The 14532-nt window shown below is 64.8% G+C and carries 4 protein-coding genes and 1 pseudogene; 1 reads left to right on the top strand and 4 read right to left on the bottom strand.

Annotated features, from left to right (window positions below; genetic code table 11):
* Positions 1-124: 124 nt before the first annotated feature.
* The 3 genes from ACFWU5_RS10675 to ACFWU5_RS10685 form a co-directional block, all read right to left on the bottom strand.
* Complete coding sequence (locus tag ACFWU5_RS10675) at positions 125-2365, bottom strand: 3'-5' exonuclease (RefSeq protein ID WP_379266942.1); 2241 nt, start codon at positions 2363-2365, stop codon at positions 125-127.
* A gap of 98 nt (positions 2366-2463) precedes the next feature.
* Positions 2464-4668: a 3'-5' exonuclease gene (locus ACFWU5_RS10680; RefSeq protein WP_379266943.1), complete on the bottom strand. Its 2205-nt coding sequence runs from the start codon at positions 4666-4668 to the stop codon at positions 2464-2466.
* Entirely contained in the window at positions 4668-10997 is a 6330-nt protein-coding gene (locus ACFWU5_RS10685) for a DEAD/DEAH box helicase (protein WP_379266944.1), read from the bottom strand. Before ACFWU5_RS10685 ends, ACFWU5_RS10680 begins: the two co-directional genes overlap by 1 nt.
* A 413-nt stretch (positions 10998-11410) precedes the next feature.
* On the opposite strand from ACFWU5_RS10685, the gene ACFWU5_RS10690 reads away from it, so the two are divergent.
* Positions 11411-12424 carry a GIY-YIG nuclease family protein gene (locus tag ACFWU5_RS10690; RefSeq protein WP_379266945.1) on the top strand — a complete coding sequence of 338 codons (1014 nt, stop codon included), beginning with the start codon at positions 11411-11413 and terminating at the stop codon, positions 12422-12424.
* Between the two features lie 97 nt (positions 12425-12521).
* On the opposite strand, the pseudogene ACFWU5_RS10695 reads toward ACFWU5_RS10690, so the two are convergent.
* A pseudogene (locus ACFWU5_RS10695) lies at positions 12522-14518 on the bottom strand (TerD family protein).
* Positions 14519-14532: the final 14 nt, after the last annotated feature.

Genomic DNA, 14532 nt, shown 5'->3' on the forward strand with positions numbered 1-14532 from the left:
GGGCCGCGGGGGTTTATCGTTTGGGGGGGGTGCAGAAAACCCCCCCCGCCGCGTGTTTAAAATCGTTTATTTTGCCTTTATTGGGGCTGGGGCACACCCACGAGGGGGCGCCCCCCCACTTCGCCTACTTGTTCACCAGGTCGGTGAGCTGGCCACTCCAGGTGACTACCAGCTGATCTCGCGCACGACTGGCCGCGACGTAGAGCAACGACCGCTCCCGCTGCTGTGCCTCACCCAGCTCTTCCTCGGGCACACCACGTAGTCGCTGCTGCGACGGCACGTGGTCGCGATCGACACCGGCCAGAATCACGCACCGGAATTCCATGCCCTTGGAACGGTGCATCGTCAGCACCTGAACCCGGTCTCCGGTGGGCAACTCCTCGTCGAGGACTTCAGCGGGGACACCACGTTCGCCCAGCGCCCGCACCACCTGATTCCGTTCCTGCACGCCGAGGGTGAGCACCGCGATATCGCCGGGGTTGATGCCATCGGTGTTGATCCACGTCGTGAGTTGATCGGCGATTGCCTGCAATTCGTCGATGGCGGAAGGGCATTGGACCAACCGCGGCGCAGGGCCGAGTCGGGCACTGGTGTAGCCGGCGGTGGACTCCTCGCCTTCCTCCAGGTCCCGGTATTGCGTTCCCTCGAGGATGCCGATCGCGAAATGCAGGTTCTGGGCGGTGGTGCGGTAGTTCAGGGTGAGTTTGCTCGAGCGCCCGCCACGGATATTGATACCGAGCCGACTGAGCACCACCGGCTGACCGTAGATGCGCTGATGGGAATCCTCGGCGATGAACAGGTCATTGGGGCCTTCGGCGACCAGCGCGCGCAGCATTGCCCAGTGGGTGGCGTGCAGATCCTGCGCCTCGTCGACGATCACGTGATCGGCCACGCTGTTGCCCGTGGTCTCGGCGCGCCATCGCAGGTCGGCGGCCGCGACGGCCAAGACTTCGGGGAAAGTGAGGTGTCCCGCGGTGCGGCCCGACTTGCGGAACTGTTCGACCAGCTGCCAGACCGCGGCTCGTTGCGGCCGACTCAGCCGCACGCCTCGCCCGGCCCGCGGAACCTTGAGGTATTCCTGCAGGGTCGTCACCTGGTTGCCGAGCACCACACTGTGGTACTCGGCGTTGAGAAACGACGGGTTGGCCAGGCGCGGATCCAGGGTCGTCTTCGTGGCCGCGATCGCCTCGGTCCAGTCGCGTTCGGGTTTGAGGTTCTTGCGATTCCGAACCCCGGCACCCGGACCGAACACCGCGGCGAACGCCTCGTCCTGATCCTTGTTGCGTCGCAGGTGCGCGGCGGCCAGCCGATCGATACCCGCCACGTAGATGCCGCGGTCGCCGGGGTTATCGGCGATGAGCAGCGTCGGGTCGAGCGCGCGCAGATCATCGAGCAGCGTTTTGGCCAGGGTCTTGTTGTAGGTCGTCAAGACGATGCGCGCGTCGGGATTGCACTGAGCCAGGTGTCGTGCGCGGTGCAGGGCGACAACGGTTTTGCCGGTGCCCGCTCCGCCGGACAGCCGGAATGCCCCGCGCTGCTGCTTCTCCACGAACTTGCGCTGATTCGGATGCAGAAACGTTCGCCAGGCCTTGAAGTCGCCCTCTTCGATGACGCGGCGCAGTTCGTCGTTGTCGTCGACGAGGGTGAACTGCATCCTGGTGGCCGGGTGTGCCAGGGCTGCCAGGATCTGCTCGTCCTCGTCGAGCTCGGCATCCAGCGGTTGCTCGGTGAAACCGAGCGCTTCGCGAATGTCGTCGATGGATCGGCCGACCGCCAGGTCCAGGATCGCGTTCTGCTGCCAGGCGACGTAGGTGGTCTGCGCGACCGCGAACACGCCGTCTTGATCGGGTGCGGCGAGCACCTCCGCGGCGAGATCGGCGTCGAGACCGAGACGGTCGGTGAGTTGTTCGAGCACGTAACCCGCACGGATGAGGTAGCCCAGCATCGGCTGCGCGGCGAGCTTGGCGAGCACGCCACCGGGATCGGGCACCACCGACCGCTTTTTGCGGTCGGCCTTGCCGTCGAGCTGGCCGACGATGCCTTCCAGCACGCCGTTGACCGGGTTGACCCGCAGCGTCGACTTCACGGCCAATTTGTTGGCTTCATCGTGTTTCCACGTGCCGAAGTAGATGTAGGTGGCGTCACCGTACTTGTCGTCGACCCGGAACATGATCGCCCGATAGTTCAGGTCTACGCGGCCGGTCCGAACGCGGGTATCGACCGCGCCCTTGAGCGGTTCGATGTGCAGCCCGGGGGCGGTGTCGTCGGCGCGCACTTTCGCGAAGAAGTCGAAGATCTTGTCTTTGATCGACCCATCGAGCTTCGGCATCGATCTGGTGTTTGCCGCCAGCACGACCATCGCCACAGTAAAACCTCTGTTCAGTCCGGTCGGCGGCTGACCCTGCGTTGTGTCAGCGCACCGATATTATTGCCAGGCAAGGGTATTGAGCGGTACCGAGCTCGCTACTGCGGTACCGAATCCAGCAGCGCCGATCGTCGTCCACTCCAGGTCACCACCAGCTGATCCCGTGCGCGGCTGGCCGCGACGTACAGTAGGGACCGCTCCCGCAGTTCCGCCTCGGCTCGCTCCTCCTCGGGTGCCTCGTTCAGCACCGACTTGGCCGGGACGTGCGCGTCGTCCACGCCGGCGAGGATCACTTTCGCGAACTCCATGCCCTTGGACCGGTGCATGGTCAACACCTGCACGTGCCCCGGCCCGGCCGGATTGTCCTCGAGGACGCGAGCTTCGATGCCACGCTCGCCCAGTGCCCGCACGAACTGACTGCGATCGTTCTTGCCGCGGGTCAGGATCGCGATGCTGGCCGGTTCGGTGCCCTGCTGGAGCCACTCACGTACCCGTGCGGTGACTTGCTCGAGTTCATCGGACAGCGAATCGCAGGCCAGCAGTTTCGGATCGGGTCCGGTTCTGGCCGAGCGGTATCCGTGAGTGGACTCTTCCGATTCCTCGAGATCGTGGTAGTCCGCGCCCGACAGGATGTCGATGGCGAATTTCAAGTTCTCGGCGGTGGTGCGGTAGTTCAAGGTCAGCCGACGCGAACGGCCGACGATCTTCACACCGAGCCGACCCAGAACAACGGGCTGCCCGAAGATGCGCTGATGTGAGTCCTCGGCGATGAACAGATCGTCCGGCCCTTCGGCAACCAGGGCGCGCAACAGCGCCCAGTGGGTGGCGTGCAGGTCCTGGGCTTCGTCGATGATCACATGGTCGGCGAGGAACCCGGCGCCGGAATCGGTGCGCCGTCGCAGAAGTTCCGCGGCCAACGCCAGGACCTCGGGGAAGCTGATCGTGCCATCCATCCGGCTGCGACGGCGGAACGCCTCGATCAGTTTCCAGACCGCGATGCGCTGCGCACGGTTGAGCCGGACACCTCGCCCCGCGCGCGCGATTTTCGCGTAGTCGGCGACGGTGGTGATCTGGTTGGCGAGCACGACCGCGGTGTACTCGTTGTCCAGGAACGCCGGGGTGGCCAGTCGGGAATCCAGAGTGCTGTCCACGGACTTCACGACTTCGCGCCAGAGCTTGAGCACATCGGTGCGGCGCGACGAGACATCAGTGGCGCTGCCCAGTACCGCCTCGGCGATCGGCGCGAGGTCGGTGCCCCGTGACAGGACGTCACTGGCGAGTTTGTCCACGCCGTCGATGTACACACCGACCGCGCCGGGTGCGTCCGCGAACGTGATGCCGGGCTCCAACGCCTCCAAGTCCATGCGCAACTGGCGCGCGAGCGTTCGGTTGAACGTGGTGAGGACGATGCGGGCATCGGGATTGCGACACCACAGGTTGCGTGCTCGGTGCAGCGCCACCACTGTCTTGCCGGTGCCCGCACCACCGGAAAGCCGGAATGCGCCGTTGTAATGCTTTTCGGCGTAGGCGCGCTGTTCGGGATGCAGGAACGTGCGCCATGCCGCGAAACTGCCACCTTCGATGACCCGGCGCAGCTCGTCGGCACTGTCGCCGACATAGGTGAACTGGATCTTCGACGCGGGATGCTCCAGCGCCTGCAGGATCTGGTCATCCTCGGCGAGCGAAGTGTCGACGGGATTGTCGACCAGCCGCAACTTCTCCCGGATCTCGTCGATGGCCACCCCGCAGGCCAGTTCGAGAATCGCGTCCGCCTGCCAACCTTCGGTATTGGCGGCGATCGTATTGATGACGTGGTCGTCTTCGGCGGCGAGAACTCGTTCGGTGAGCTTGGGGTCGAGACCGAGTTCCTCGGTGAGCTGCGTCGGTGTGAAGCCGAGTTCGGCGAGGTATCCGCGTCGTGCGGCCACCGCTGCCGCGGGCGTGACGTCGGTGGGTTCGCTGTCTTCATTGATCACCAGGTCGAGCACCCCGTTGACCGGATTAACCTTGAGCCCGGCCCGCGGTGCGAGTTCGGCGGCCTCGGCGTCGGGCCACGCGCCCATGAAGACGTAGGACGCTTCGCCACCTGTGGGCGCGACCGAGAACAGAATCGCACTGTGGCCCAGCCCGATTCGCCCGAGCCGGACTCGCGCATCGCCGGCGTCGGGCACCTGCTCGATCAGCGGCACCGCCGCTGTTTCGTCGTTTTGGAGATTGTCGAGGAAATCGATGACTCGACGTTTCACCGGCCCGCCCAGCTCACTGCCGGACTTGTTCATGCTGGTCATGATGATGTGCGCCATCAGAGCACCCCGTTCGTCTTCAGCGCTTCGACAAGCTCGGTCGGATCGGCCGGGCAGATCGTCCAGCCCTGTTCGGTCATGGTTTTGGTGGCTTTGGGGTCTTCGAGGAGAACCCCGATTCGTGCGTCCGGCCAGCCGATGTCGATGACGTCGCCGCGATCAGTTTCCACTCCGAGTACCGGAACTGGGGCGCCTGCCGCGGCGAGCCCGAGAATGAGTTCGCGTTCGGCATCGGACACGGTGTCGTCATAGAGGACTTGCCACTCGGGGGTGAGGTCGGCGCCCGTGGCGTCTGGACCACGGTCGGGGACCGTGGAGTTCACGGCGAGCAGGGTTCGTGTGGTGATCACGTGGTCGGCGAGGCCGAACCAGTTGGATAGGCGCAACCACTCTTTCCATGCGCGACCGTTGTCGAGTTCGAGTGTCTCGTCGCGGTCATCGAATGCCAATATTGCGTCGAGCGCTTTCGTGTCCTTGCGCAGGGCGGCGGTCAACGTCAACGGACCATCGGTGTAGGACCAGCAGGCGTATTCACCGTCGGCGAGTGATGATTCGGTGCCGTTGATGAGATCCAGGGCCCAGCTGGCGATGGCATCGCTGTCGCCCTTGTGCCGCTCGTTGAGCATGAACATGAGCGGAAGCCATCGTCCGACCGCTTCCCATGCTTGTCGATCCGGGTCGAGCATGTACTCGATCAGCTGGGTGATGGGGTCGGCGTGCAGCAGCTTGAACAGCTTCGGCTGGAGGTTGCCGTGTTTGCGGGTGAACGCGGCCAGCTTGTCGGTGAACCACGCGGGCTGCACCGGTTGGGCGGCGCGGAAACGCTCGAGGTCTTCATGCCCGAACGACCACACCACCACACCGCCGGACCGCAGGATCTCGCGTTTGCGAGCGTCGTCGGTGACGCGGTTGCACGCCGGTGTCGCGTGGAATCGGCGGCCGTCGGCGAACAGCGCGATGATCGGAATGTTCGGGTCGGCGGTCCTGAGTTGGAAGTCGGGCTGGCTGTTGCCCATCAAGACCTGTGGTTCGAGCTGCCAGGTTCGAATCGTGGTGCCCGGCAAGCTGATTGTGGCGGTCGGGCCGTGAGTGCCGGGCTTTTCGATGATGGTTGCGCCCATCGTCGTCAGCCGTTCGGTGAAGACACGGTAGAACTCCTTCTCCAACGGTGACTCCGCACTGGAGCTTTTCGCGGGCGTTTCCTCAGTGACCGAGGCCAGCCAGCTTTCCGCATTCGGCTCGGCTTCCCGGCACGCGAGCAGGTCGTCGAGCACCTTGGCCGCGGTGATTCGCGAGACCTTGTCGAGCTCACGCGGCGGCGCGAACGGCAGCAGGCACTTGTGGCAGGCCAGACGGTCGGTGCAATCGCAGTCCTTGACGACCTTGCGTGCCGCGGCCAGCACCTCCCACACCTGCCGCGGGTTGGCGAAGTCGGCGAGATAACCGGTGCCACCGGGCACGGTGTCGTGAATGAGCAGCGCGCGCTGATTCGGGTTGTGCAGCGCGTCGGTGATCGCGGCAACGTCGAGGTGTTCGGGTGAACCGCCGATCACCTGGCGCAGACCGAGCAGGATCGCGGCACTGAGACTGGGGTGCGCGAACGAGTCGTACTCGAGCCAGCTCGGCAAGTGCAGCAGCACAGCCTGCGTGCGCAGCGTCCGGGCCAGGGCGATCTCGCGAACATGCTTCTCGTCGTCGGCCTTTCGATACCGGCACCAGCTGCGGTGTTCGTGCGGCTCGTTCTTGCCCGCGACCTTGTCGAGCTGCCCGCACCCCGAGCACACCCGGAACAGGCCGCCGGTGGTGGTGTTGCCCGCGATGGTGCGTTTGCCCCCCTGCGAGTTGCGCTTGCCCATGTTCAGCCAGCGAATATCCATGCGCCGCAAGTACTCCGCACCGAAATCCTGTTCGGCGACGAACCAGCGTTTGGTGATGTTGTCCGGATCGATATCGGCGGCGGCGAGCACGGTGAACGACTCTTTGCGGCGTTCATCGCGGATATCGCTGATCGCGGCCTCATCGCGACGAACCTCGGCGGAGACCTTGGCCATCTCCACGACCTGAAGCTGTTGGCTCACATCGGCAATGGCGCTGGTGTGGCAACGGGGGCACTGGTTCGGCGGCGGAGAGTGGTCCGCGGCGTGGGTGATACCCGCCCAACCACACGACGGGCACATTCGCCAGGTGTGGATCGCGGATTCGCCCGCGCCGAGGTCGACGGCGTCGATTTCCACGGCCAGGCCCTGCGCGTAGAAGGTCGCGCCGGGTGCGAGCTCGGTGAGCGCCACCCGAGACCCGCGCTGGTAACTGGCGGTGTCCTCGGCATATTCGTTGGTATCGGGGTCGATCCAGGTGATGCCCACATCCAGCGAGACGGCGTCGTCGAGCAAGGTGTAGTTGGGCAGTACGCCGTAGCGTTCGAGCACGCCCACCCAGTGCTCGGTGGTGAGGTCGTTGATGGTTTTCGACAGCAATCGCAGCGTTCCACGAGCCGTGCGCAGATCGCGTTTGTCGTCGTCGGTGGCGGCGGGGGAGTTGGCGCGCTGTTCGAATTCGGGAATGGCGGCGTCGACCGCGGTGCGCCGGTGACGCAGTTCGTTGACGTCCCGGTTCCACCGGTGCACCGATTCCCGCAGCAGCGCACCGAGCCCGCTGGGTTCGCCGAGTCCGGGCGGGGTGGCCCAGCTGCGCAGGTTAGCCGCGGTGGTTTCACCGAGCAGGTCACCGAACTGGTCGAGGAATTCATCGACCAGCAGGTCGGCATCGTCGTCGGCGGTCGCGATGAGGGTGCCCATCCAGGTGCGGTCGTCGAAGCTCGACAGCACGTTGGTGGCACTGCCGGGGTCCTCGGCACCCGCCTTGCGGGAGAGCCGATCGATGATGTGCGCGACGTACTGACGCTGCAGGATCTCCTCGGCGGTGAGGAAGGTCGCGGGTGGGCGTACTTCGCCCTGGATCACCGACGTCGGATCGCCCAGCTTGGGCAGATGTTCGCCCCGGCCACGCACGAATGCCAGCGCGAGCGAGTTCCCGGTGAGGCGGCCCGCACGGCCGACGCGCTGCAGATACGACGACACCGTGCGCGGCATCGAACCCAGCATCACTGTCGACAGGTCGCCGATGTCGATACCCATCTCCAACGTCGGCGTCGCGACCAGCACGTTCGGCGCCGTCGGATCGCCGCTCGAGGCCTTGAACTTGTTCTCGTACTCGAGCCGGGTCGCGGTGGGCAGAAGCGACGTGTGTTCTCTGGCGACAACTCGCTTCATCTCGGAGTTGTCGTAGAGCCTGCGGTAGAAGTTCTCCTGTTTGGGTGCGCGAGCCAGCCTGCCCGGACACCTGCTGAGCAGGCACGGCGCACCGTCGAGCTGATCGACGACGGAGGCACTTCCTGGTGTCGGCGTTTGGCAGACATCGCAGATGAGCAGGTAGCGCATCGCCTCGAGACCGGCAGGGTCGGGAATGCCGACCAACACCGAGTCGTGCGTCAATTGATAAGCGGTGAGCGCCTTCTCGGTGTTCTCCGTGGTGACCGCGCGTTCCTCGGCGAGCACTTCGAATAGTGCGCGAGCGAGGAACCCGCCTTCATGCGGTGACACATTCAGGCACTGCGCGGCCCACCGGGCATACCAGGAGGTCGACGCGGTGATCGGGTCGAAACCTTCGGGAATGGTCCGACCGCCGACCGCCGGGAAGGCAGGCGCGGGCCGACCCTTCGGAAACGCGGGCATCCCTTGGCCTTTGGGCCGCCCACCCCACACCCAGCGCCGATTCGCGTCGCGCTGCACGTATTTCGTCAACCATTCGTGGGCGATCGCGCCGCGGGTGCGCATCCGCTCGACGACTCCGCGGACCCAGTGGGTCACGGCCGCGGCGTCGGGTTCGGCGAAGGTGAGCTGGTGTTCGGTGCGCTCGAGTGCGGTGGCCCCGAGCTGTGCCACCCGGTGCGGGGAGCCGAGATCGACCTCGGACACCACGCTGCCGGTGAGCTCGAGCGTGCGGCCGAGTCGTGCTTGCAAACCGAATTCCAGGTCGATGTCGAACTGGACTCGACGTGCCACGTTCTTCACCGCTTTGCGCCGCAGTGCGGCGGGTTGGTCGGGCTGCCAGAACGCGCCGAACTCGTCGTGCTCGACGATGTCGGGCGCGAGCAGATGGTAACGGCGCTTGGAATCCTCGCCGGCGCGATCCAGCACCGCACCACACAGTTCCGACAGCGTGAGCATCTGCTCGCCACTAACCTTGTCGCCCAGGGCATTTCGCAGCGTCGATCGCAGGCTGAGTGTGTGCGAGCGCGCCTGCACGAACCCCGCCCGGTGCGCGGCGTCCTGCACGCTGTCGGTGAAGACCAGCGCCTTTTTCTCGCCGTCGTCGAGCTGTGCGTCGCCGAACATGTTCGACAGTGCCACCGACAGTTGGGTGGCGATCGCGCTGCCGAGGAAGCGGATGCCGTCGTCGGTGCCGCACGCGGGGCACAGGTCCTTGCGCGAGTTGTCGTCGGCGTCGGGGCCACTGAGGAACAGGACCGGCAGGACCCGCTCGTTGAGTACCTCGTCGCTGTCGGAATCCGGTCTGCTGTCGACGATCTCGCGATCATCCACGCGCAGCCAACGCAGCCCTTCGACACTGGCTTCGATGTCGGCTTCGGATGGAGCGGAAATCAGCGCCCGGAACCGGGGACCACCGGTGGCGTGATAGCCGCGAATGTCTTCGTCGCTGGCGTCGAGAGCGCTGCCCGTCGGGGCCAGGCGCACGCCCCAGCCGGAGCGCCCGCAGTGCCGGCAGTAGAGGGAGGGGTAGTAATCGGTGGTCGTGTCGTCGAGCTTCCCGTCGTCGGGCCAGCGGAACAGCGGGGTCACCGCGGCCGCCCGGTCGATCCGGGACAGTTCCCGAAGCCACAGGTGCACATCGACATTCAGTGCAGAGCGCCCGACCACCGCGCGCAGGTGGGACAGCGCGGCAAACAGGTAGCCCAGATACCGCTCGCGCTGCGCGAGGCTGCGCGTGAGGTCGCGTTCGCCGGTCTGGGCGGGCAGCACGCTTGCGGCGAGGCCCTCGATCGAGATCACGTCGATCGAGTTGTTCAGGATCCGTGCGAACGTCGCGTGCCGTTTGACCAGGTCGAGCATCTCGGACTCGTCGAGCTTGTGCAGGCTGGCCGCGATCCGCTCGTGAGTGTCGTCGATATCGGAGGTGTGTCGGTACAGCGTGGCCAACACGGCAGCGGCCAGGCGCTTGTTCGTAGCCCCCTGTGCGACAGCATGATTCAGCTTGAGAACGGCCTCGCTGATCACCGGTTCTACGGGTGAGAAGGTCCGATCCAACGTGATGCGTCGGTCACCGAGCCAATCCGCGGGGTCGAGCCGGGTTTCGCCGATCAGCGTCTCTGGCGTAAACGTCTCGCCGAAAACGGTTTTCGCGAACTCGAGCATCGTTGTCGGCGAGCCCTTCGACCCCAGCGTCGCCGACGTCGCGACCGGTGTGATCTTGCCCAGCGGCCGCGCTCGATCTTCTTCGGAGACAGGCGAACTCGCCGTCCAGTGCGATTTGATCGTGAGCCCCAGCCGCCGCAGCAACATCGCCACATCGGTGCCTTGCGCGCCGTCATAGGTGTGGAATTCGTCGAGCACCACGTACTGCAACGACACTGCCGACTGCCGCCACATCGCCGCGCGATCGGGACGCAGCAGCATGTGGTCCAGCATCTTGTAGTTGGTGAGCAGAATATCGGGCGGGGAGTCGTGCATGAGCTGCCGATCGGTGATCAGCCCGGCCTCCGACACCATCGTGCGCCCCCCGGAGGATTGCTCGCCGGTGTACAGGCCCGCGGTGATGCCGCGCAGCTCGGGATGCTCGGTGATCATCTTCGCCAGCCGCTGCTCCTGGTCGTTGGCCAGCGCGTTCATCGGATAGATGATCAGCGCCTTCATCCCGGAAACGCCAGCCTTCTTGGCCCGCAACACATGATCAAGGATCGGGATGAGGAACGACTCGGTCTTACCGGAGCCAGTACCGGTGGTCACCAAGGTGGGCAGCGGCCGCCGGTGGAACTTCGTCGACAGCCGCTCGAACGCCGCCGCCTGGTGCCCGTACGGCTCGAAATACTTCGGCCACCAGTCCAGATTCATACCCCAGTTGCCCCGCGCCGACGCGAACGGCAACCGCAACCGCACGTAGGGCCCCTTGAACAGGCCGTCTCGCGGATGACCGATGAAGTCGGTCAGCGCGCCCTGTGTATCGGGGTCGGTCAGCGCGAAAGTGGTTGTCAGATAGTCGGTCAACCCTTCACGCAGCCGCTCGGCTTGCAGAGTCGGAAGCAGGGCCCCCACGTGTGCTCCTCCAGGGTCAGTCGGCTCGTCAGGGCCGGGTTGTCGCGGTGCTCGCCACGCCCGTCGAATGCTAGTCGACCGGACAATTCAGGCCGGAAGCATCGCGATGTCGAGGTGGGAGATCGGTCGATGGAAACTAACATAGCCACGGTGTCCGTGCAATAGTTGACAATGTTTTCACCGATTGGTTGGTGAGGCGCAACCGAGGCGAAAAGGAGTGACTGATGAACTTCCGGATCGGGCGCGCAGCCGAACCTCCGTCTGCCGGTGAACCGTTGAGTCATCGAAGTGATTGGCTACCAACGGATCGCATGTCACATGGCGACAGGTGTGCCGATATGACAGTATCGGCACTCTGTAAGTGGGAGTGCCGCAATGCGTTTCGTGCAGCGGCGAACGGACGAGGGGGTAGGTTGAGTACTCGGTTGCAGCCAAATGGGCCGTATTTCATCTACGGACTGATCGATCCGAAGGTCTACCGGGAGACCAAGGACGAACTACAGAGCATCTTCTACGTGGGGAAGGGCAAGGACGCCCGATCGCACCAGCACGAGAAGGATGTTCGGAAGGCCCTCCGTGACGAGGAGATCTTGCATGAACGACTCGATTCCAAGGCTCATCGGATCCATCAGATACTCGATCGTGGCGAGCGGGTTCCGATCATCTATTTGGCAGAGGGGATCGTCGACGAGGATGACGCGTACGAGGCGGAACAGCTTGCGATGACGCTGGTCGACGGGCTGTTGAGGCGGTCCGCTGGCGGCTCGCTGACCAACGTTGCGTCTGGTCGTAAACAAGGTATTCGCCGCGTTGGGGAGAGCGATCTCGGCGGCATATCGGAGTGGGAAGCTCGCCTGCGCAAGGACAACGTCGAAATCGGTTCGCGTTCGCTGGACATGGAGACTGTCGGCTCTGTATCTGTCCTGCTCGTCAAGGGCAATCGCGCCCACCTGACCGCCGACGAGCACCGTCTGTCGCCTCATGTCGCTGTTCCCTCACAGGTCGCTGATTTCAGCACGCGTATCAACGTCCTCGCTGCCACCGATGCGGCCCCGGCCGTTCGGCGCGGGTGGGATCCCGACGATCCGTGGGGGGACGTAGACGCACGCGAACGAGCCCGGCGGTACTGGCGCCTCGGTGCTGGCAACGTTGGCAAATGGCTGCGCGATCCCCAGACTCTGCCAACTCATCTGCTGATGGGAATACCAACAGCGACGGGTGACACCGTCGTCCGCTACGCCTGGCATATCGATCCTGAGGGCGTATGGGAGTTCTTCCCGGATCGTAAAGCTGCGTGGGGGATTCCGCTGGCCGGCCGTGATCATCAGCATCACTTCCTCAATCACGCGCTCTACGAAGCCACAGAGGCCGGTCGCAAGCAGGTCCTGCTCGGCCATGCGGGCGGATGGCGGCACCTCGTACGTTGACTGACCTTGGGTTACGGTAGCTTTCGGCTATGGCGAATTGCGCCTGTGGGACGAGCGGCCACTGACCGCTGATTCGCAGGCAGAGGTATCCGGGTAGTCAGCCGAGCGGTGTCCACGCTGAGACGACTTGGATGTGCTGCCCGTGCTGCGCGATTTCCGACCAACTCGTATAGTCGCCGAACGGCAGTCGATGTGCTGCGGAGTCGGTGACTGTCGTGTACCAGTTGCCCTGCGCGCGTCCGCTGTCGCAGACGTTGATTGCCGCCAGGTAGTGGTTGCCCACGGTGAAGCGGATGACGGCGAGGAATTGCACGGTCATGGCGTTTCCGCGGCGATCGACCGGAGCGAATCCTGTTGCGATGTCGAACTTTCGGACGCGGGAACCGAGGTCCGTCCACGCCATCACTTGCTCAATCGGACCGCCACTGCCCGTTGATGTCGTCTCCCAGGTCCTGCCGCGACGTACCGCGACAAAGTTGTAGCTGCCCCTGGTGAACCGCACGATCGAGCCATCCAGCGGTTCGATCGGCAATGGCCTCGATACGGGCTGTACGAGCGGTCGTGGTTCGAGCAATGCCCTTGCTGCGGTGAGGTTGTACGCGAGTGGATCGGCCAGTTCGGGGCAAAGCTGCGGGGAGGTGATGGGCGGTCCGTCCAGCACCTGTGGGCTGACTTCGTTGGCCTTGATGCTGTCGATGCGGATCTTCGCGGCGACCGGGGAACCGGTGATGTCGGCCCAGCAGGCCGTGACGAGGCCGCGTTCGCCGAGGTGCTGGATCATCGGCGCGAACCGCTGGCTCATCTGCGGGGTCAGCTGACCCACCCGCTGATCGTCGACCCGGACCTCCACGTGCGGTTTCGCCCGCCCGCCCTCGGGCACATTTTCGTGCAGGGTCACGATTAGTACGCCGTGACCGTTGGCGGGCACGAACTTCCGCAATACGTCGAAGTGCTCGTGCTCCTTGGTCATCTGGACGATCGCCGAGCGGGGGACGATCGTGTACGGAACCGTGGGCGGTTCGTTCAAGGGAAGCGCATCGAACGCTTCGCCGAGTCCGACCTGCACCGACGCGCTGGCCTCGGTCGTGTCCCATCCTTCGTACTCGCTGTAGGAGATGCGGCACGAAGTCGTCGGAATGAAACCTGAGGCGATGATCCGTCGGATGGGAGCCGCCCAGGCCGGCGAGACTTCGGCATCGAGGTAGCCGATCGTGCGTCCCTGGGCTCGGACCGAAATCGCCCATGGCCCCCGTGCGCCGAACGGCTCGGGGATCAACTCGACCTCGGGAGTCAGTTCGGTCCGGCGCTCGGGCAAGTCATGAGGAAGAAGACTTCGAATCGCAGGGAGACATTCGTTCGGCACGTCCAGCTCGTGGTCATTCCAACTCCGCGGCCGACCCCACAGCCGATAGGGCGAACCCGGTTCGTGTTCGGGTGTCCGCTCAGCGCGGGTCGCGATGGCTTCCGGCTGGCCGATCGGCGCAGGTTCGTCCGCATCGTCCACCTCGACTCCGAAATCAGTTGCCAGACCGGCCAATCCGGAGTCCCACCCCTGACCCACCGCCCGGACCTTCCAAGCACCGGCACGGCGGTAGACCTCACCGAAGACGAACGCCGTTTCTGTGGTCGCGTCCGTGGCGGCGTATTCAGCCAGGGAACGGCCCGACCCATCGAGGACGGTGAACGTGAGCTCGCCGAGCGCACCGAAGTTCCCCGTGGCGATGCTACCGACGAGGGCGACCGTATGGACGTGATCAGGAACCGCGGACAAGTCGATGACGATCCGCGCTTGCGTTCCTGATCCAGTTCCGCCGGTGCCCTCGAAGCGCACCGAACCGTCGGCGGACCTGGCTGGTTGTAGAAGACGAAATCGGCGTCGGAGCCGACTTTTCCGTCGGAGCCCAGCAGCAGGGCCGACGCGTCTACTTCGGCGGCGGACTCCGCCCAGGCGATAACGGCGTCGATGCGGTCCGCGTCGCCTGGCAACGGGACGTTCTGTCCACGCAACAACCTCGATGGAGTCACAGCTTTCGGCACCCTTCCTCGTGTGTGCTTGATTGACAGCGAGTGAGTGAATTCGTCCGTACACGTCACTCACGCGGACAGAG

The sequence above is a fragment of the Nocardia sp. NPDC058640 genome (genome assembly GCF_042716995.1).
GTDB lineage: Bacteria > Actinomycetota > Actinomycetes > Mycobacteriales > Mycobacteriaceae > Nocardia.